The 20794-nt window shown below is 38.2% G+C and carries 17 protein-coding genes; 9 read left to right on the forward strand and 8 right to left on the reverse strand.

Annotation, left to right across the window (positions count from 1 at the left end; genetic code table 11):
• Positions 1–90 precede the first annotated feature (90 nt).
• From L6469_RS09030 to L6469_RS09040, 3 genes are read left to right on the forward strand one after another with little or no spacing between them, the layout of a single operon-like run.
• A complete protein-coding gene (locus L6469_RS09030) occupies positions 91–1602 on the forward strand; it encodes a GH3 auxin-responsive promoter family protein (protein WP_006282798.1) in 1512 nt (503 codons plus the stop codon).
• A 20-nt stretch (positions 1603–1622) separates the two neighbouring features.
• A complete protein-coding gene (locus L6469_RS09035) occupies positions 1623–3554 on the forward strand; it encodes an Ig-like domain-containing protein (protein ID WP_074548064.1) in 1932 nt (643 codons plus the stop codon).
• A gap of 5 nt (positions 3555–3559) precedes the next feature.
• Positions 3560–4375: a DUF3108 domain-containing protein gene (locus tag L6469_RS09040; protein ID WP_027453230.1), complete on the forward strand. Its 816-nt coding sequence runs from the start codon at positions 3560–3562 to the stop codon at positions 4373–4375.
• Positions 4376–4466: 91 nt separating this feature from the next.
• Here the strand turns inward: L6469_RS09040 and L6469_RS09045 are convergent, their stop codons facing one another.
• From L6469_RS09045 to L6469_RS09075, 7 genes are all read right to left on the reverse strand, one after another.
• Entirely contained in the window at positions 4467–5450 is a 984-nt protein-coding gene (locus L6469_RS09045; RefSeq protein WP_006282707.1) for an aldo/keto reductase, read from the reverse strand.
• A gap of 12 nt (positions 5451–5462) precedes the next feature.
• The gene (locus L6469_RS09050) at positions 5463–7340 is read right to left on the reverse strand and encodes a 4-hydroxy-3-methylbut-2-en-1-yl diphosphate synthase (RefSeq protein WP_006282708.1); all 1878 of its coding nucleotides are present in this window, start codon (positions 7338–7340) and stop codon (positions 5463–5465) included.
• Positions 7341–7360: 20 nt separating this feature from the next.
• Entirely contained in the window at positions 7361–7870 is a 510-nt protein-coding gene (gene purE, locus L6469_RS09055; RefSeq protein ID WP_006282709.1) for a 5-(carboxyamino)imidazole ribonucleotide mutase, read from the reverse strand.
• Between the two features lie 12 nt (positions 7871–7882).
• The gene (locus tag L6469_RS09060) at positions 7883–8491 is read right to left on the reverse strand and encodes a phosphatase PAP2 family protein (protein WP_006282710.1); all 609 of its coding nucleotides are present in this window, start codon (positions 8489–8491) and stop codon (positions 7883–7885) included.
• A gap of 3 nt (positions 8492–8494) precedes the next feature.
• Positions 8495–10003, reverse strand: a complete 1509-nt coding sequence (rpoN, locus tag L6469_RS09065; protein WP_006282711.1) for an RNA polymerase factor sigma-54 — start codon at positions 10001–10003, stop codon at positions 8495–8497.
• A 12-nt stretch (positions 10004–10015) separates the two neighbouring features.
• On the reverse strand, positions 10016–10666 hold the full coding sequence (locus L6469_RS09070) for a hypothetical protein (RefSeq protein WP_027453231.1): 651 nt from the start codon (positions 10664–10666) through the stop codon (positions 10016–10018).
• 536 nt (positions 10667–11202) lie between these two features.
• Positions 11203–12225, reverse strand: a complete 1023-nt coding sequence (locus L6469_RS09075) for a C1 family peptidase (protein WP_006282713.1) — start codon at positions 12223–12225, stop codon at positions 11203–11205.
• A 73-nt stretch (positions 12226–12298) separates the two neighbouring features.
• Between L6469_RS09075 and L6469_RS09080 the strand changes: the two genes are divergently transcribed.
• From L6469_RS09080 to L6469_RS09100, 5 genes are all read left to right on the forward strand, one after another.
• Positions 12299–13564: a peptidase U32 family protein gene (locus L6469_RS09080; protein WP_074802967.1), complete on the forward strand. Its 1266-nt coding sequence runs from the start codon at positions 12299–12301 to the stop codon at positions 13562–13564.
• A gap of 2 nt (positions 13565–13566) precedes the next feature.
• Positions 13567–13989, forward strand: coding sequence for a SufE family protein (locus L6469_RS09085; protein ID WP_006282922.1), 423 nt, complete (start codon positions 13567–13569; stop codon positions 13987–13989).
• An 8-nt stretch (positions 13990–13997) separates the two neighbouring features.
• Positions 13998–14549 (forward strand): RNA methyltransferase, encoded by a 552-nt coding sequence (locus L6469_RS09090; protein ID WP_006282923.1) that lies wholly within the window; start codon positions 13998–14000, stop codon positions 14547–14549.
• Between the two features lie 163 nt (positions 14550–14712).
• Positions 14713–15945: a trans-sulfuration enzyme family protein gene (locus L6469_RS09095; protein ID WP_006282924.1), complete on the forward strand. Its 1233-nt coding sequence runs from the start codon at positions 14713–14715 to the stop codon at positions 15943–15945.
• Positions 15946–15979: 34 nt separating this feature from the next.
• Positions 15980–17158 (forward strand): MalY/PatB family protein, encoded by a 1179-nt coding sequence (locus L6469_RS09100; RefSeq protein WP_006282925.1) that lies wholly within the window; start codon positions 15980–15982, stop codon positions 17156–17158.
• Here L6469_RS09100 and L6469_RS09105 read toward each other — a convergent pair.
• The gene (locus L6469_RS09105) at positions 17146–18651 is read right to left on the reverse strand and encodes an acetyl-CoA hydrolase/transferase C-terminal domain-containing protein (protein WP_006282926.1); all 1506 of its coding nucleotides are present in this window, start codon (positions 18649–18651) and stop codon (positions 17146–17148) included. The two genes, L6469_RS09100 and L6469_RS09105, sit on opposite strands and share 13 nt — an antisense overlap.
• A 470-nt stretch (positions 18652–19121) precedes the next feature.
• On the opposite strand from L6469_RS09105, the gene cysS reads away from it, so the two are divergent.
• Entirely contained in the window at positions 19122–20612 is a 1491-nt protein-coding gene (cysS, locus tag L6469_RS09110) for a cysteine--tRNA ligase (RefSeq protein WP_006282927.1), read from the forward strand.
• Positions 20613–20794 lie beyond the last annotated feature (182 nt).

Raw genomic sequence — 20794 nt, forward strand, 5'->3', positions numbered from 1 at the left:
GTCAACGATTTTAACTATTAAAATTAGTAAATTATTATTGTATGTCAAAAGTTTAGGGTAAATTTGCATACTTAAAGATATTCTAAAATAATGAGTTTAACGAGTTTAGCAAGTTTTATATTTAAACCTCGCCAAAAAGAGCTTGAAAAATATAATACTGCTGCAGAGGAGCTGCAGCAGAAGGTGCTCTCTAGCCTAATTGAAAGTGGTAGAGAAACTGAATATGGTCGTAATCATTTGCTCAAGAATACTCATAATTATGAGCAGTTTGCCCAAAATATTCCTATAAATACATACGAGGAGATGAAAGGCTATATAGATCGTATGCGCCATGGTGAGCAAAATGTACTATGGCCAGGTGGTGTAAAATGGTATGCCAAATCATCGGGTACAACTAACGATAAAAGTAAATTTATTCCTGTATCAGCAGATGGTCTTCATCGCATTCACTACAAGGGTGGATTTGATGCTGTAGCTTTATATTTGGCTAATCATCCTCATAGTCGTATTTTTGATGGAAAAAGTCTTATTTTAGGTGGAAGTCATTCTCCTAACTATAATCTGCCTGGTAGTTTGGTAGGCGATTTAAGTGCTATTCTTATTGAGAATATCAATCCATTAGCTAATTGGGTTCGAGTGCCGAAAAAAGAAACAGCTCTTTTGAGTGATTTCGAAATAAAACGTGATCGTATAGCCAGGGAAACTATGAATAAAAACGTAACTACTATCTCTGGTGTACCAAGTTGGATGCTGAGTGTTTTGGTTCGTGTCATGGAACTATCGGAAAAAAAACATTTGGAAGAAGTATGGCCTAATCTTGAGGTGTTCTGGCATGGAGGTATTGCTTTTACGCCTTATCGTCAGCAGTATGAGCAACTCATCACATCTTCTAAGATGAACTATATGGAGACTTATAATGCTAGTGAAGGTTTCTTTGGTTTGCAGAGTAATCCAAGTGATAAGTCTATGCTCTTGATGATAGATTATGATGTCTTCTATGAGTTTATCCCTATGGACGAATTTGGTTCAGACCATCCTACGGTAGTTCCGTTATGGGGAGTAGAATTAGGTAAAAATTATGCAATGCTTATTTCTACTTCTTGTGGATTATGGCGCTATATGATAGGCGATACAGTACAGTTCACAAGTAAAGATCCATATAAGTTTATAATCACAGGTAGAACAAAGTATTTTATTAATGCCTTTGGTGAGGAGTTAATTATGGATAATGCAGAGCAGGGATTGGCTTATGCTTGTGCAAAGACAGGTGCACAAATATTAGACTATACTGCTGCTCCTGTTTATATGGATAGTAATGCTAAGTGTCGTCATCAGTGGCTGATAGAATTCTCAAAAGAACCTGATAATTTAGATGAGTTTTCTACACTGCTTGATAAGAAACTTCAGGAGATTAATAGTGATTACGAGGCTAAACGCTATCATGATGTTACACTCCAGCATCTTGAGGTTATTAAGGCTCGTCCGAATGTTTTTAATGATTGGTTGAAGAGTAAAGGCAAGTTGGGTGGACAGCATAAGATACCTCGTCTGAGTAATAGTCGAAAGAATATTGACGAAATGTTGGCTATGAATCGAGAATAATTCTGTAGAATATATCTGCAATGAAAGAAAGTAAATTTACAATACTAATTTTAACAGTTTTGCTGTTCCTAGCTTCTTGTGCTAAGATGGGTAAGCCCGATGGTGGATGGTATGATGAAACTCCCCCAAGGGTAGTTGGAGCTTCACCTGCAGAAAAATCTACGGGAGTGAAAGCGAAAACTATGTATATCTATTTTAGTGAATTCATTAAAATGGAGAATGCTAGTGAAAAGGTTGTTGTTTCGCCTCCACAGCTAGAAGCTGCTGAAATTACTAGTACTGGTAAGCGCATTAAAATAGAACTTAAAGATAGTCTGAAAGAGAATACAACTTATACGGTCGACTTTTCTGATGCTATATCGGATAATAATGAAGGTAATCCATTGGGAAATTTCACTTATACCTTTTCTACAGGTTCGGAGATTGATACAATGGAGGTTTCTGGATACGTATTGGAATCAGAAAATCTGGAGCCTATTAAGGGTATTCTTGTAGGTCTTTATAGTAATCTAACAGATACAATATTTAAAAAATCAGAAATGCTTCGTGTTTCGCGTAGTGATAGTCGCGGACATTTTGTTATTAAAGGTGTGGCACCAGGCAAATATCGTATCTATGCTCTGCAGGATGTTGATGGAAACTTTGTTTTCAATCAGAAAAGCGAAAAGATAGCTTTTAGTCATGATATTATAGTTCCTAGTTGTAAGCCAGATACACGTCAGGATACACTTTGGAAAGATAGCTTACATATCAATACTATAACTCCTATACGCTATACGCATTATTACCCAGATGATATTGTGCTCAGAGCTTTTACTGAGCAAATGACAGATCGTTATTTTATTAAGAGCGAGCGTAAAGATGCTAATCATTTTACACTATTTTTCAGTTACGGAGACGATAACTTACCTCAAATAAAAGGTCTAAATTTTAATGCTGATAATGCTTTTGTTATAGAGTCTTCTGCCAAGAAAGATACTTTGACATATTGGCTTCGTGATACAGCTTTGGTTAATCAGGATACTCTTCGTTTGCAGATAAGTTATATGCATACAGATAGTATGGGGATATTGCAGAATCAGACTGATACCTTGGAAATCTTAGCTAAGACTTCTTATGAAAAACGACTGAAAAAGGAGCAGAAAGAGTATGAAAAATGGGAAAAGGCTGAAGCGAAGAAAAAAGAAAAGGGACTACCTTATGACTCTGTTAAGCCAAAAGAATTTTTGAAACCTGATATTCAGGTATCAGGTGAAATGGATCCTGATAAAAATATTCTCATATCATTCCCAACGCCGTTAGCGCGTATGGATACTTCTGCTATTCATCTATACTCAGAACATGATAGTCTATGGTATCGTTCGCCTTTTGAGATAGAAAAGCGTACTGATAGAGAATACGTGTTCAAAGGTGAATGGCGTCCAGATATACAGTATAGTCTTGAAATAGATTCTCTAGCTTTTGAGGATATTTACGGTGCAGTTTCTGATAAATATAAGCAAGGTTTTAAAATAAAAAAACTGGATGAATACAGTTCGTTGCTTCTTACACTTAATGACATGTCGGATACTACTGTTGTGGTTCAGTTGCTTGATGGTTCTGACAAAGTTGTCAAAGAAGTTACTACTTCAAATGGGCAAGTTGAATTCTACTATGTCACTCCAGGTTCTTATTATCTTCGACTGTTTGTAGACAGTAATAAAAACGGAATTTGGGATACAGGTAACTATGATGAAGGCAGACAGGCTGAAGAAGTATACTATTATCCAGAAAAAATAGAATGCAAAGCAAAATGGGATATTACAGAAAGTTGGAATCCTAAAGGTAAGCCATTATATAGACAGAAACCAGGTGTAATAACTAAACAAAAGCCTGATAAAGATAAAAAAATTAAAAATCAAAATGCTGAACGTGCTAAGCAGTTAGGTCTTCAGTATATTCCTCACGTATGATGATTATGAAAGAACTAAAATTGTTATTCGTTGCTTTCCTACTTTTTCTTTCTGTAGGAAATGCTAAGGCTCAGTGTACTTTCCATAATACGGCCTTTAAAAGTGGTGAATTTCTAGCCTACAATCTTTATTATAATTGGAAATTTGTATGGGTGAAGGCTGGTACAGCAAGTATGTCTACTGTGCAAAGTAAATATAAAGGCCATCCTGCTTATCGATGTAGCTTAATTACTCGTGGTAATAGTAAGGTGGATGACTTTTTTGTCCTTCGTGATACACTCTTATGCTATAATACGCTAGAACTAGCTCCATTATATTTTCGTAAAGGGGCTCGTGAAGGCAAGCGATATACAGTAGATGAAGTCTTCTATAGCTATAGTGGTGGTAACTGTCACGTTAATCAACAACGTTATTGGGGAGACGACGGACATGTGGATAAGGAAAAGCATACTTATCAAGAGTGTGTGTTCGATATGATGAGTATCTTCTTGCGTGCACGTAGCTTTGTACCGGATAAATGGAAAAAGGGTAATGTGGTCAAATTCCCTATTGTGGATGGACGTAACAATACTCCAGCTCAAATAAGATTTGATGGTAAACTAAATATTAAGGCAGACAATGGTCATAAGTATCGTTGTCTTCGTTTAGCTTACATGGAACTTGAAGATGGTAAGTATAAACGTATAGTCGATTTTTATGTTACTGATGATAGCAATCATATTCCAGTACGTCTTGATATGTATCTACGATTTGGTACAGCTAAGGCCTTTTTGACAGGTATTAAGGGTAATAAAAGCCCTATTACTTCTGTAATTAATTGATATTATAGTACATATATAATTGATAATGTAAAAGTCCCCAGAAAGCGAAATAAAGGCTTTCTGGGGACTTCTTTTATGTTTCTGATAAAAATTATATATCTTGATTTCTAAACGGTTCAGCATGGACACATTTCATATTTTTGTCCAATTGTTCCACGTTGCTTGCACCTACGAGAACGCTAGTAATGCCTTTTTGATGCAATATCCACGCCAAAGCCATTTCTGCAAGCGTTTCATTTCTGCCTTCTGCTATGCTGTTCAGACTCTTAAGATAGTCAAGTAGTTCTGGTGTAAGTTTTTCTTTTTTCAAAAACTTACCTTTATTCATTCTGCTGTCTTCAGGTATACCTTTAAGATAGCGATCAGTAAGTAAACCTTGAGCTAGTGGTGAGAAGCTGATAAAACCAATGCCTTGTTCTGAACAATAGTCGAGTATACCTTCTTCTTGTGGCTCTTTGTCCAATAAATTCAGCCTGCCTTGATATATTAAAAGAGGAACATCGTGTTGGCGAAGATATTCATTTGCATATTTCAACGCTTCGAGTGGCCATCGGCTGATACCTACATATAGCGCCTTACCAGACTTTACAATATCTACAAGAGCCTGTAAAGTTTCATCTAGAGGTGTTACAGGATCATAACGATGACTATAGAACAGGTCGACATAATCTAGATTCATGCGTTTCAAACTCTGATTGAGACTAGCCATGAGATATTTTCTTGACCCCCAATTGCCATAAGGACCTTCCCACATATCATAACCAGCCTTGGTTGAGATAAAAAGCTCATCGCGGTAAGGCATAAAATCGTCAGTCATCAGTCTACCCATAGTTTCTTCAGCACTGCCATACGGAGGACCGTAATTGTTGGCTAGATCAAAATGGGTGATACCATGGTCGAAAGCATAATGCGTAATGGCTCTACTTCTTTCGTAAGGGTCTACACCTCCAAAGTTATGCCAAAATCCTAAACTGATTTTTGGCAATAGAATACCTGAATTACCACATCTGCGATACAGAGCATCGCTATCATCATAACGATGACTATCTGCGACATATCTACCTTTAAGTTCCATATCGTTTATATTTTAGTTTTTATTTTTATCAGATTCTATTAATTTTAGAAGGTGCTCTACGGCAAATTCTTCTGGAATATTTTTTTCGATACACTCTTGTTTACGATAGAGCGAGACTCGATTTACTCCTGCACCTACATAACCATAGTCAGCATCTGCCATTTCACCAGGACCATTTACGATACATCCCATAATTCCTATTTTAAGGCCCTTCATTTCTTTTGTAGCCTCACGTATTTTGGCGATAGTTTCGCGTAAATCATAAAGTGTACGACCACATCCAGGACAACTGATATATTCAGTTTTGGTTGTTCTTAATCTGCCAGCTTGTAGTATATTAAAGGCGGTGTCATCAACATCCTGTTGAGCTAAGTTACCATTGTTCATGAGCCAGATTCCGTCTACTAGTCCATCCATCATTAGTGCACCCATATCAGCGGCAGCTTCAAGTTGGAAATCGCTCTTTTGGGCCTGTGTATGTTCGTACATCTGAGCGAAAATGACAGGATTATGTAATCCATGGTTCATCATCTCATGGACGAGTGCACGCTGACAAGCCAGTCGATTCTGTTGGTTGCTGACGCAAATAACTACAATCTCAGGATGTGCTTTCAAACAAGCAAGATATTCAGCTGCAGGTGTGCCAAATTCAAGTACGAGGAATTTTAGTTCAGCCTGAATCATGCCTATGAAAGGCATAGCCGATACAGGGAAGATAGGATAGAGTTTAGCTCCTGTCGTCTCTGGTTTAACGTTAAGATCTTGGTAGGCATTATAATCTACAATATAGCATTGTCCCATTTTGATCTGCTTAGGCAGTTTACTGCCAATATATATATAATCAGGTGTCAGCTCTGCATTGCTTACAGCATTTGCACCTTTTATAGCATTGCACGAACTAATAACAACAGGTACATGATTTCCACCAATATTGATGACAGGCTGTGTATTTCTTCTTGTAGGACTAATCCAATTGAAGTCTTTATTAGCTTCTCCAGGAACAATAATATGTCCTGATTTCTTGCCGATATAGTCAACTAGATGTTTGGCTACAGGTATTTCAGCAGCAGGTTCCTCACTGAGGCTTACGCGAATGGTATCACCGATACCATCAGCCAAAAGTGCACCTATGCCAACAGCACTCTTAATGCGACCATCTTCTCCCTCACCAGCTTCTGTTACACCTAGATGCAGTGGATAGTTCATCCCTTCTTTCTCCATGGTGTCTACAAGTAAACGAACAGACTGCACCATAACAACTGTGTTAGACGACTTTATAGATATAACAACATTGCTGAAATTTTCTTTTTTGCAGATACGAAGGAATTCCATACAACTTTCAACAATACCAGCAGGGGTATCACCATATCGATTTCGTATACGGTCACTCAGCGACCCATGATTTACACCTATTCTGATAGCTGTATGATGTTCTTTACAGATATTAAGAAAAGGCACAAAGCGTTCCTCTATTTTTTTCAGCTCCTGTTCGTATTCTTCATCTGTATATTCTACCTGAATGAATTTACGTGCAGGATCAACATAGTTACCAGGATTTATTCGAACACCTTCAGCATAAAGAGCAGCAACATCAGCCACATGTGGATTAAAATGTACATCCGCTACAAGTGGTGTCTGATGGCCATCATTGCGTAGTCCTGCATTAATATTTTTGAGATTTTCAGCTTCTCGTGAGCCCTGTGTTGTCAGTCGTACCAACTCACCACCAGCCTTGATAATATCCTCAGCCTGTTTTACACAAGCTTCTGTATCATTGGTATTTGTGGTAGTCATAGACTGTATTCTTACTGGATTATTTCCACCAATATCGACAGCTCCAACATGTACATTAGAAGTTTGTCTACGCTGATATTGAAATAAATCTATCATGCAATTTAGATTTATTAATATTAATTACATTTGAACTTATAGTCTTTGATTTCGGCTAAATCCTTGTTTGCTTTTTCTATTTTAGCTCCAAGACCAGCTTTCCAAGCATCTACCTTTTTAGCCATATCTTCATCACCTAGTGCTATCATCTCAGCAGCAAGAACAGCTGCATTCTGAGCTGCATTTACACCAACAGTAGCTACAGGAATGCCAGGAGGCATCTGGATAATGCTCAACATGGCATCGAGTCCATCGAGCATACCTTTTATAGGTACACCAATGACAGGGAGTGGAGTAGAAGCTGCAATAACTCCAGGTAGAGCAGCAGCCATACCTGCAGCAGCAATAATAACCTTGATGCCACGATCTTTGGCACCTTTTGCAAATGCTTCTACAGCATCAGGAGTGCGATGAGCAGACAAAGCGTTAACCTCGAAAGGTATTTCTTGGTCTTCTAACCACTTACATGCTTTTTCCATAACAGGCAGGTCACTTGTGCTGCCCATGATAATACTAATCAATGGTTTCATATATCGTAATTTTTAAATAATGATTAACGAGCAAATAAATCCAATTAGAAATCCAGTAACAACTTGTTGTAATGAGTGTTGACGGAGTATCATTCTACTGGTTCCTACCATTCCGGCAATAATCATGATTAAACAGAACCACCAGATAGGATTAAAAGAAAAAATAAGAGAATAAGCCAGTAAAGCTCCTGCTACACCTCCGATGGCGGCTGTATGAGTAGATATTTTCCACCATACATTAATGAGAGCACATATCATTTGAATAACAAGAGCAGCTACTAAGATAATATTCATGAAGTGAGGTATATGAGCTCGAGACATGAGCCAAAAACAAAGAAAATAACACAGTATGGAAATCACATAAGGAACCATACGTTTTTCTTTTTGTCCTAGTTCAAATAAAGTCCATCCCTGATATTTACGATATGCATGTATCAGAAGTGAAGGCAGTAATATAGTAAAAAGATAGACAATTACTAGTACGAGTGCCTTGTAGCTCAAAGGCAAAAAACTCATATAGCTGAAAATAAACAGCATGAAAAATCCCACGATAGGGAGATAGAAAGGGGTGAAGATCATACTTAACACCCGAGCGGTCATTATTATATTTTTTTCGTTCATTGCTTAACTGCGACGTAGTCTTGCCACAGGTATATTTAGTTGTTCTCTATATTTTGCTATAGTCCTTCTAGCGATAGGATATCCTATTTTTTTCATTTCTGCAGCTAATGTTTCATCACTCAATGGCTTCTTCTTGTCCTCTTTTTCTATTATTTCTTTCAGTGCCAGTTTAATTTTTCTTGTTGAGAGTTCTTCCCCATTGTCTGTGGTGTAACCGTCACTGAAGAAAAAGCGAAGTGGGAATGTTCCCCATTTGGTTTGTACATATTTTACATTGCTAACGCGAGAAATAGTTGAGATATCCAAGCCGGTCTTTTCTGCGATGTCTTTCAGAATCATCGGTTTTAGATCAGCCTCGTCTCCATCCAAGAAAAATTTTCGCTGTAAGTCAATAATTGTTTTCATGGTTACGTAGAGAGTATGCTGTCGTTGTTTGATAGCCTCGATATAACCTTGTGCTTTTTCTACTTTTTCTTTAGCATAGAGCAGAGCTTCTTTGGTCTGTCGATTCATGCCTTCTTTATTGTTGCGATAGGTCTCCACCATTTCTGTAAACGATGGTGATACTGTCAGTTCTGGTATTCGACCATGATTAATGGTAAAACTGATGCTACCATCATCAGTAATATCGACAATAAAGTCTGGTGTAATCTGATTGATATTTCTGCCTTGTGTTTCACCTAAGGATGCACCAGGTTTAGGGTTCAGTCTTTTTATTTCTTCCTGCAGAGTTTGTATCTGAATATCGTTCAGCCCCATTCCTGTCTGTATCTTTTCCCAGTGTTTTTTTGTGAATTCTTCGAAATAATCTTTGATAACGGTCTGCATTGCTTCTTTTAGTCTGCCTCTAGGCATTCGGTCTATTTGTAGCAGCAAACATTCTTGCAAGCTTCGAGCTCCTATTCCTGCAGGGTCGAAGTTTTGTAGCAGATGTAGAATATGTTCTATATCGTTAACATCAGCATCAATATTGTGGTAGATTGCGAGTTCATCGCTAATCGATTCTAAGTCTTTTCGTAAAATGCCATCGTCATCCAGTGAACCGATAAGATACTCCATAATATCATGTTGCAGATCGGTAAGCTCCAACATATCCATCTGTTCGTTAAGTTTGTCATAGAATGAAGTAGTATCTCCATATACCATCTCTTCATAATCAGCATTTTGGATATTACTTCTCGAAGTATTATATTCAGGCATCTGGTCGTCTTGTCCTAAGCTTTCTAGGGCAGAGTCTAAAGCGTCTTCTCGTTCTTCTTTTTCGGTTTTTTTTTCATAAGAGTCTTCTTCCTCATTTTCATAATCATCACCGTTGCTGTCCATAGTGTTGTCGGCAAACTCTTCGTCAGACGATCTTTCCAGTGCCGGATTATCGTCCAGTTCAGCATTGATATTTTCTTCCAGTTCAGTCAACGGCATTTCCAGCAGCTTAACCTGAAGCATTTGCTGTTGGCTAAGTCGTTGTAATTGTTGTTGTTTCTGTATCTGTGTTTGAATGAGTTTTTGAGCCATACCATATTCTTTTTATAAAAAGTACTCTTTTAGCTGTGATGCCAGTGTATAAAGATTTTGTGGATCTTCATTTCCGAAACGTTTCCATATTTCCTCACATGGTTTAAGCAGTGGAGTGATAGCCATAAAAGAGTCACGTGTAAGATAAGGATCACAAATTTGGTAGATGTCCATTATATTTGTAATCTTTTCAGGATTGAGGTGAATGAGTTTGGCCAAATCTTCTATTTCAGGAGTTTCTGGCACCATGGTGACAGGAGTGAGCTGAAAATAGAGATTTAGAATCATGATGAGCTTTATAGGTGATAATTCTTTGTCTGCTTCAAGAGGACGAAAATCTTTTTCCCAAGTTTCATGAATATCTACATCCTGAAAAAAAGTATCAGCGTGTTGAAATCCAAATTGTTCCTGAATAAGTTTAGCTTTCTGTTCTAATTTCTTAGGGTGTTTACTATATTTATCCCATAATAATTTTAATGAAGGCTGTTCAGATTTCTGCAAAAAAAACATCTGGTCATAGAGAAACTTTGGCTCAATGTGTAACATTAATGCCAAGTCTACCATGGCACGGGAGTACAGCGGTTTGATGCCGATAGGCTTTTTCATGTAGAGTTGCATCAGAAGCAACCAATATTCGTCTGACCATTGTGGATGATTAGCCATATACTTATCACAATAATTTAAGATAATGCAAATATAGTAAAAATGATTTGGTACACCAAATATCTCAACAATAAAAAAACGCATGGTTCTAAAAGAACTATGCGTTTATTATTTTTCTTCTCAAATTTCTCATAACCGATGTGATGCCTTCGATTTATTCAAACCTTTTCACCACATAGCCTGATGCAGTAAAAGCTGCAATCCAGGCAATCATCATTGTTATTCCCATCTTTCTACCTTTCTCTAATCAATCCTATTGAGAGTAATTATCCTATTAATCTTTTACCTATCGTTACCTAAACAATCTATTTTTTACCTTTTGCTAAACCTGTCTTTGTATCCTAACAATCTTTACCTAAAATTTTCATTTATCTTTTTGATACTGCAAAGTTATATTCTTTTCTTTCATTTGCCATAAAAGATTTGTAATTTTGTTGATTTATATTTCTTTTCTTGATATAAATCAAAAAGTTTGTGTTCGCGCACAACATGTTATACAACACGAAAAAGGCATTAATATATTCTTCTATTATTTTTTATCGTTTAGAAAAACCGATAGCAATTGTCTTCATGGCGATATAGTCATATGACAGGTATACATATCCCTGTACACCTTGTTTAGGTCCATATGAGTTTTTTGCGATGAAATATTTTTCTCCTTTTTTATTAATGGCTATGCCGATAAGTTCCATGGCATGGTCATCAGTTGTCCGTAATCGTTCAAAGGCTTGCTGTCTTTTCTTTTGTGTAATATTCTTTTCCTCAAGAGTAGCAATACCCGCTTGTAATCGGCAGGAAGATTCGCTGGTATCGCCTTCCCAAAATACAGGATGTCCTTGACATATTTTGTTTTCTATTGTTTTCATCATTTTGTCAAGAGGTACATTGTAATAAGTATCATGGGTAAAATTATCAGGCATCTCCAGTTCTATATTTTGATAGAAAGGATGGTGGGTAAAACTAGTCATAAACAGATATTCGCCAGGAGCACATACACTATGTGCAAATTCCTTAGGAGTATATTGAGCTCCAAGCATAAAGACAAATTGGGCTGGCATATAACCGATTTCATTATCCAGCATTTGGTTAATTTTGTCTTGGAATTGTGCAATTCCTATGCCTTGTCGTGCTGAAATCATAGCAAGTTTTTCTACTTTTCTTTTTAGGATATTATAATTGATTATATCAGGATCCTGATAAGAATCATAGGTTTCCGCTCCATACTTTTGCAGGGTATATATAAGCATAGGTCCCATACCTCTCATGTTTACGGGCTTTTCTCCAGCAGAGAGATAGCAGTTTGTGGCTTGATCATTAATAAGCATCCTTACGATATAGGCTGGTGAAAGGTTTACTGAGTCACCTCTCATGAGATGTTCTGTTTCGATGGTGGCCAGCATGGCATAAATCCAGCAAGTTTCACTGTTTCCCTGATTTTTTACAGGTGTAGTTTTCAAGCGCACTATCGTTTTCAATGCATCATGTGAAGTAGTAGACTTCTGCTCACAGCTTGAAAGCAGGAGTATAGATAACAATAATAGAATAACAGTTTGTTTCATATTACTTGCAAAAGTACTAAAAATATAGATAGGGTCTTCATATCTAGAAAATTAATTGTAACTTTGCAGCCAAATGAAAGAGAAGATAGAAGAATTCGAAGTTATGGCGCCCGTTGGTTCTCGTGAATCATTGGCTGCAGCCATTCAGGCAGGTGCCGATTCCGTTTATTTTGGTATTGGTCAGTTGAACATGCGTTCTCATTCTGCCAATCATTTCAACATTGATGACTTGCGAGATATCGCAGCAACTTGTAATGAGCATGGTATTAAGACATATCTTACAGTAAATACTGTAATTTATGATAATGATATCGAGACAATGAAGGAGATTATTGATGCAGCTAAGGAAGCAGGCATCAGTGCTGTCATTGCCAGTGATGTAGCTGTAATGGCTTACTGCAATGAGGTAGGTGAAGAGGTACACCTCTCTACACAGCTTAATATTTCTAATCTCGAAGCATTAAAGTTCTATAGTCGTTTTGCTGATGTATCGGTATTGGCTCGTGAGTTGAATATGGATCAGGTTAAGCATATACACGAACAAATCGTAGAGCAGAATATCTGTGGCCCGATGGGTCGTCAGATTCGTATAGAGATGTTTTGCCATGGAGCACTCTGTATGGCTGTCAGTGGTAAGTGCTATATGAGTTTACATAATATGAATCGTTCGGCTAACCGTGGTGAATGTGTACAGATTTGTCGTCGTTCATATACTGTAACCGATAACGAAACGGGTAATCAGCTTGAAATTGACAATAAATATATCATGAGTCCTAAGGACTTGAAGACCGTTCGCTTTATCGATCGAATGATGGATGCAGGTGTTCGTGTCTTCAAGATAGAGGGACGTGCTCGTGGACCAGAATATGTTTATACTGTTGTAAAATGCTATAAGGAGGCCATTCAATCTGTTCTCGATGGTACTTTTACAGAAGAGAAAAAGGATGCTTGGGATGAGCGTTTAGCCACAGTATTCAATCGTGGTTTTTGGGATGGCTATTACCAGGGTCAGACATTGGGTGAATGGAATAAGCACTATGGCTCTGTGGCTACAGAGAAGAAGGTTCTTGTAGGTAAGGTTATGAAGTATTTCAGCAAGTTAAATGTAGCTGAAGTTGCTGTTGAAGCCTCTAGTTTTAACCAAGGTGATAAACTGTTGGTAACTGGTCCTACAACAGGTGTTATGTATTTGAATGCCAGTGAGATACGTTATGACTTAAAGCCTGTTGATAGAGCTCTTCAGGGGCAGAGAGTATCAATCCCTGTAGATGGAAAAGTTCGTCCTTCAGATAAGTTGTATAAACTGGTAACTGTTCAAGAAATTAAAGAGATTAAATAACTATGACAATCAACGAAGCACAGGATGAAGTCATCGAGGAGTTTGCAGACTTCACTGACTGGATGGACAAATATCAGATGCTTATCGATTTAGGTAATGATCTGGAAGTACTCGACGAAAAGTATAAGACAGAGAGTAATCTTATAGATGGCTGTCAGAGCCGTGTATGGGTACAGTGTGATTATGAAGAAGGCAAGCTTGTTTTTACAGCAGATAGTGATGCGTTAATTGTAAAAGGTATCATAGCTTTGCTTATTCAGGTATTGAGCGGTCATACTCCTAAGGAAATTTTAGATGCTGATCTTTATTTTATCGAGCAAATTGGCTTGCGTGAGCATCTGAGTCCTACTCGTTCTAATGGATTGTTAGCTATGGTAAAGCAGATAAAGGCTTATGCTCTAGCTTATCAAGCTAAAGAAGCATAAATTGTATTATGAGAAAATTGTGTGCGATAGAGATGAATCGTCTTTCCGTAGAACAATTTAAGGAGGCTGAAAAGCTTCCTTTAATTGTTGTCTTGGATGATGTTCGCTCTTTGTATAATGTTGGTAGTGTGTTCCGTAGTGGTGATGCTTTTCGTATCGAAGCTGTTTATCTGTGTGGCATCACAGCTTGTCCTCCTCATCCTGAGATTCATAAGACAGCTTTGGGTGGTGAAGACAGTGTGGAGTGGAAATACTTCAAGAATACAGAGGATGCTGTTAATGAGCTCCACAAGAAGGGCTATTATGTATATAGTATAGAGCAGGTGGAAGGCAGTACCAAACTTCAAAATCTTGAAGTGGATATTCGCCAGCATAATACTGATCAGCATTATGCTATGATTATGGGTAATGAAGTGAAAGGTGTGAAGCAACAAGTGGTCGACATGAGCGATGGTTGTTTAGAGATACCTCAGTTTGGAACCAAGCATAGTCTCAATGTTAGTACTACAGCAGGAATAGTGATTTGGGAATTTGCCAAAAATTTAGCATTAAGAGATTAACAAGAATGCTATTTTGATTATATTCAAGGATATCTTTATACAAGATATCCTTTTTTATTAAAAAATACCACAATGATAGTATTGTGGTATACACTAAAACTAGGTATATTTGCAAGTTAAATATAAAATCAACAAATTTTCAAGATATTAATTATTTAAGAGTATGAAAGAGAACGAACAGAATGAAAAAGATCCTGCGTGTTGTGGATCAAGTAAGAATTTGTCTAAAGAGACTTGTGCTATCCATGTACCTTATCGCAAGCGCGATGCCTATGGTGCGCTGAGTGTACCAGTATATAATGCAGTAGCTTACGAATTTGATAATGCGCAAGATATGACCGATGCTTTTACGGGGCGCTCAGGTATGCCAGATTATTCACGTACAGCTAATCCTACAGTTACCAATCTCGAAGATCGTGTCATTGCCCTTACAGGCGCTAAGCATGTTATTGCTTTTAATAGTGGTATGGCTGCTATCAGTAATTTACTTTTAGCTTTGACAGGACAGGGTAAGAATGTCGTAACTTCTAAGCATCTCTTTGGCAATACGTTCTCTCTATTGACCGTTTCGATGAAACGTTTCGGTGTAGAAACTCGATTGGTTGATTTAACTAATCCTGAAGAGGTTGCAGCTGCTATCGATGAGAATACAGCTTGTGTATTTTTTGAAATAATCACCAATCCTCAGATGGAAGTTGCTGATATTCCAACCTTAGCTAAGGTGGCGCATGAAAAGGGTACAGTGTTGGTAGCTGATACTACTACAATTCCTTTTACTCAGTTTAATAGTCATAGTCTTGGTGTCGATGTCGAAGTCGTTTCAAGCACTAAGTATATTAGTGGTGGTGCTACATCTTTAGGTGGTCTTGTAATCGATTATGGTTCAGTCTTTGGTATTGGCCAGTTTATCAAGAACGAATTACTTTTCAATTTTGGTGCTTACATGACTCCTCATGTAGCTTATCTGCAGACCTTGGGTTTGGAGACGCTTGCAGCTCGCTATCGTGTACAGTCTGATAATGCCTTGCAGCTTGCGAAGTTGCTTCAGACCCTTCCACAGATTAAGCGCGTAAACTATGTTGGTCTTGAGGATAATCCTTATCACGAATTAGCTCAGCGTCAGTTTGGTGCTACTGCCGGGGCTATGATTTGTATCGATTTGGCTGATCAGGATGCTTGTTTCCATTTTATCAATCACCTTCAGCTTATCCATCGTGCAACCAATCTATTTGATAATCGCACCTTGGCTATTCATCCTTATAGTACCATTTTTGGACTTTTCAGACCAGAGCAGAAGCGTAAGATGGATGTTCTTGATACCACAGTGCGTCTCAGTATCGGTTTGGAAGATTACCACGACCTGTTCAACGATATTCGTCAGGCTCTGGAGGCTTAATCATTCACATTACGATTAACTAAAAAGATTGTAGATGAAGTACGATTTCAATACCATTATAGATAGAACGGGCTCTGGCGATTTGATGCATGGAGCTCTCTTACCTCGCTGGCATCGTGACGACCTACTTCCTATGTGGGTAGCTGATATGGGCTTTGCCGTATGTCCTGATATCATAGATGCAATGAAGCAACGTCTTGAGCACCCGATATTAGGCTATACAGTAGAACCAGAGGATTATTATCCAGCTATTCACGATTGGATACTCTACCATCATCAATGGAGTATCCATCGTCGCTGGCTTAAATTTATCCCAGGTATCGTCAAGGGTATTGGAATCGTATGTAATCTCTTTCTCAAGCCTGATGAAAAGGTTATCGTTATGCCACCAGTATATCATCCGTTTTTCCTTACACCTCAGGGAAATCATCGTGAGGTCGTATGGAATCCGTTGAAGCGTAAGGAGGATGGTTATTACGAGATGGATTTTGATAACCTGGCACAAGTATACGATGAGAAATGTAAGGTATTGATACTTTGTAATCCTCATAATCCAGGAGGCATCTGCTGGGATAAAGAAACGCTGATTAAACTGGCCGAATTTTGTTATGAACATCATATTTTAGTGGTGAGCGATGAAATTCATGCAGATTTAGCCATATTTGGTCATAAACATATTCCTTTTGCTACGGTGAGCGATAAGGCTGCTCAAATTAGTATTACTTTTCAAGCCCCTACGAAGACCTTCAATATAGCCGGTATTATTTCCAGCTATGCTATTGTTCCGAATGAGAAAATTAGAAAAGTATTCTATCACTGGCTTACGGCTAATGAGCTCGATGAAGCTCATATCTTTGCTCATATAGCTACGATAGCTGCTTTCCGAAAGGGAGAAGAATGGCGTAAGCAGATGTTAGCTTACGTCGAAGATAATATTAAGTTTGTAGAAGATTATTGCAAAGAAAAAATGCCTCAGATTCTTCCGTTACGACCTCAGGCATCTTTCCTTGTTTGGTTAAATTGTCGTGACCTTCACCTTTCACATGATCAGTTGCTCGACCTCTTCATAGATAAAGCCCATTTGGCCCTCAATGATGGTGAGATGTTTGGGCCGGGAGGCGAAGGTTTTATGCGTTTAAATGTGGGATGCCCAAGACCATTGATAGCTCAAGCATTATCACAGTTGGCAGAAGCAATATCTCATTTAAGATAATCGCTGAAATCTGTCAGTCTCATATCACCTTTTGTCAAGAAAGTATCATGGAAGGCCAGAGCTGCTCGCATACTCTGTGGCTCATGGCCTACTCCTGCAATCTTCAGATATTCACGTAATATCGGACGATAGTCTGGATGTGCACAGTTCTCTATGATTTCCTGTGCTCTCTTCAACGGACCTTTTCCTCTTAGATCTGCTACCCCTTGTTCAGTTACGATTACATCTACATCATGTTCAGTAGAGTCCACATGGCTACACATCGGTACGATAGCAGATATCTTACCACCCTTAGTTGTACTCTGTGTGGTAAAAATGCTGAGATAGCCATTACGCTCGTAATCACAACTACCCCCTATACCATTCATCAATTTACTACCACAGATATGACTTGAATTCTCATTACCATAGATATCACACTCGATGGCTGTATTCATAGCGATGACACCCAATCGGCGAATTACCTCGGGCGAGTTACTGATTTCACTTGGACGTATAGTAATATGATTTTTGAAGTAGTCGATATTATTGTATACTTCCTGTAGCGTTTCGTTAGTAACTGTCAGCGAAGAGCATGAGGCATCCTTAATTCTTCCTTCTTGCATATATTTTATAACAGCATCTTGTACTACTTCGGTATAGACACTAAATACCGGAACATGAGGATTTTGACCTAAGGCCTCGAGTACGGCATTACTCGTGGTCCCCACACCACTTTGTAGGGGCAGAAAAGTAGATGGAATTCGTCCTGCTTTCAAATCCTTTACTAAGAAGTCTGCAACGTTATGTCCCATCTGCTCGGTTACTGGGTCTAATGGTTTGAATGCGCGCGCCTCTTCTGGGATGCAGCACTCTACTACACCTACAATCTTACTTGCATCAATTTCTACATACTCCTTACCGATACGATCACCTACCTTCATAATAGGAATAGGCTGACGGAATGGACATTCTTCGATTTCGTATACATCGTGAAGGAAACGTGAGTTAGGACTATGGAATGTATTTTTCTCCAGAATAATGCGCTTGGCCAAACGGACGATAGTAGGAACGATTCCACCGGCACTGGTAAGATAAGCTTTACAGATGTTAGCACCCTCTTCTATGTCGCTAACCTCAATGATAGCCACATCGATGTCAGCATAAAATCCACGACGAAGACGTTCGCCCATATGTCCTAAGTGCATATCTTCGTAATCGATTTCACCCATGTTGGTGTGATTGCGGAAGTCTCTGTTGGTAGAGAAGGGAGTACGAAACTTGATAGCGTTGGCTGCAGCCATATCGCCCTCAATACTCTGCGAAGTAGAGGCACCAGTGATGATGCCTACCTGAAATGGATGTCCTGCCTCATGTTCTCCTATTGCTTTTTTTGAGAGTTCGCGGAAAATAGCCTTGGGAACACCATTAGGGGTAAATCCACTTAATCCTATTGTTTCGTTATTTTTTATCATAGCTGCACCTTCTGCAGCTGTTATTCTGGTATACGACATTTCTCTCTTATAATATATATATATGCTCTTATAAAAACGATGTTGCAAAGATACATATTTTTTTATTAATATGTAAATTTTCGCTGCTTTTTTGCATAAAATTGGCTAAATATTAGTGCTATTATGCTAATATAGTGTATTTATATACTTTTTCGTGTAGTGTATAATAAAAGAAAGAAGCTTCATATAATATCACCATATTACATGAAGCTTTCCTTGTGTGGTTGAGGGATTTGTGTCCTTTTGTTAAGTCTAGTTTTAATTTTATTTCCTATATATTGTATCTTGACGTTGCAAAGATAAAAAGTGGACTATACATATGCAAAAACTTTCAGCCAATCGTCTGTATTTTTAAGTGAAACGAATATGCAAATAGAAAATTGCTTTGATACTTCTTTATATAAAGTTATTTTGTTAACTTTGTAGCCAAGTTTTATTGTAAGAAAATAAAGAAAAAATAAGATAAACTCATGGAACAGCATTTATTAATCTATAATACGCTCACTAGAACGAAAGAGTTGTTCAAACCGTTGCATGCACCTAATGTGGGTATGTATGTATGTGGACCTACCGTTTATGGTGATGCTCACTTGGGCCATGCTCGTCCCGCTATTACTTTCGATATTCTTTTCCGTTATTTGAAGCACCTGGGCTACAAGGTACGCTACGTACGTAACATTACTGATGTCGGTCACTTGGAGCACGATGCAGATGAAGGAGATGATAAAATCGAGAAAAAGGCTCGTTTGGAGCAGTTGGAGCCAATGGAGATAGCACAGTATTATACTAACCGCTATCATCAGGCCATGGATGCGCTCAATGTATTGCCTCCATCAATCGAGCCACATGCTACAGGTCATATTATCGAGCAGGAGCAGTTAGTTCAGCAAATTCTTGATAATGGTTATGCCTATGAGAGCAATGGTTCTGTTTATTTCGATATCGAGAAGTACGATAAGGACCATAAATATGGTATTCTTTCTCACCGTAACCTTACGGATATGATTAATAATAGCCGTGAGTTGAATGGTGTGGGTGAGAAGAAAAATCAAGTAGACTTTGCTCTTTGGAAAAAGGCTACGCCGGAACATATCATGCGTTGGCCAAGTCCTTGGGGTGATGGTTTCCCAGGTTGGCACTGTGAGTGTACTGCGATGGGTAGAAAGTATTTAGGTAATCATTTCGATATTCATGGTGGTGGTATGGATCTTGTATTTCCTCATCATGAGTGCGAAATCGCTCAGGCAGTAGCTAGTCAGGGTGACCAGATGGTACATTACTGGATGCATAACAATATGATTACCATCAATGGTCAGAAGATGGGTAAGAGTCTTGGTAACTTTATAACTTTAGATCAGTTTTTCACAGGTAATCATGCTTCATTAGATCAGGCTTATTCTCCAATGACCATCCGCTTCTTTATTCTGTCTGCTCACTATCGTGGCACTGTTGATTTCTCTAATGAAGCTTTACTTGCAGCTCAAAAAGGTTATGAGCGATTGATGAATGCTATCGATGATTTGAGTCGAGTTCAGGTTGTAGCTACTAGCGATGAGCCTACAGCTAAGTTTGTGAAGGAGTTACGTCAACGCTGTTATGATGCAATGAATGATGATTTTATGACTCCACTTGTTATCAGCTATCTTTTTGAGGCATGTCACCTAATTAATTCAATCCTTGATCATAAAGCAAATATCAGTGCTGATGATTTAAAGGAACTTACAGATACTATGCACCTCTTTACTTTTGATCTTTTAGGTTTGAAGAACGAGAAAGGTGCTAATAACGATGCCCGTGAGGAGGCATACGGCAAGGTTGTTGATATGGTGCTCGACCTTCGTGCTAAAGCTAAGGCATCTAAGGATTGGGCTACAAGTGATCAGATTCGCGATATGCTAGCCGATGCAGGTTTCGAGATAAAGGATACCAAGGATGGTGTTGCATGGAAGCTCAATAAATAAGAGAAACTTCTTTTTATTAGATAACTTACATAGTAAAATCCCCAGGAATACGTGTTTTTTCTGGGGATTTTTTTGTGATTATTCAGAGAATTCGGTTATTCTCTTTGTCAAATACTATGTTAATACAAGGTAAGTGCATAATGGTTGGTGTTATTGGTTATTATTTGGGATGGATACCAGCA

The sequence above is a fragment of the Segatella baroniae B14 genome (assembly GCF_022024235.1).
GTDB classification, from domain to species: Bacteria; Bacteroidota; Bacteroidia; order Bacteroidales; family Bacteroidaceae; genus Prevotella; species Prevotella bryantii.

Coding starts and splice junctions, on each gene's coding strand:
- L6469_RS09030 (WP_006282798.1), top strand. CDS start 91: ATGAGTTTAACGAGTTTAGCAAGTTTTATATTTAAACCTCGCCAAAAA.
- L6469_RS09035 (WP_074548064.1), top strand. CDS start 1,623: ATGAAAGAAAGTAAATTTACAATACTAATTTTAACAGTTTTGCTGTTC.
- L6469_RS09040 (WP_027453230.1), top strand. CDS start 3,560: ATGAAAGAACTAAAATTGTTATTCGTTGCTTTCCTACTTTTTCTTTCT.
- L6469_RS09045 (WP_006282707.1), bottom strand. CDS start 5,450: ATGGAACTTAAAGGTAGATATGTCGCAGATAGTCATCGTTATGATGAT.
- L6469_RS09050 (WP_006282708.1), bottom strand. CDS start 7,340: ATGATAGATTTATTTCAATATCAGCGTAGACAAACTTCTAATGTACAT.
- purE (WP_006282709.1), bottom strand. CDS start 7,870: ATGAAACCATTGATTAGTATTATCATGGGCAGCACAAGTGACCTGCCT.
- L6469_RS09060 (WP_006282710.1), bottom strand. CDS start 8,491: ATGAACGAAAAAAATATAATAATGACCGCTCGGGTGTTAAGTATGATC.
- rpoN (WP_006282711.1), bottom strand. CDS start 10,003: ATGGCTCAAAAACTCATTCAAACACAGATACAGAAACAACAACAATTA.
- L6469_RS09070 (WP_027453231.1), bottom strand. CDS start 10,666: ATGGCTAATCATCCACAATGGTCAGACGAATATTGGTTGCTTCTGATG.
- L6469_RS09075 (WP_006282713.1), bottom strand. CDS start 12,225: ATGAAACAAACTGTTATTCTATTATTGTTATCTATACTCCTGCTTTCA.
- L6469_RS09080 (WP_074802967.1), top strand. CDS start 12,299: ATGAAAGAGAAGATAGAAGAATTCGAAGTTATGGCGCCCGTTGGTTCT.
- L6469_RS09085 (WP_006282922.1), top strand. CDS start 13,567: ATGACAATCAACGAAGCACAGGATGAAGTCATCGAGGAGTTTGCAGAC.
- L6469_RS09090 (WP_006282923.1), top strand. CDS start 13,998: ATGAGAAAATTGTGTGCGATAGAGATGAATCGTCTTTCCGTAGAACAA.
- L6469_RS09095 (WP_006282924.1), top strand. CDS start 14,713: ATGAAAGAGAACGAACAGAATGAAAAAGATCCTGCGTGTTGTGGATCA.
- L6469_RS09100 (WP_006282925.1), top strand. CDS start 15,980: ATGAAGTACGATTTCAATACCATTATAGATAGAACGGGCTCTGGCGAT.
- L6469_RS09105 (WP_006282926.1), bottom strand. CDS start 18,651: ATGTCGTATACCAGAATAACAGCTGCAGAAGGTGCAGCTATGATAAAA.
- cysS (WP_006282927.1), top strand. CDS start 19,122: ATGGAACAGCATTTATTAATCTATAATACGCTCACTAGAACGAAAGAG.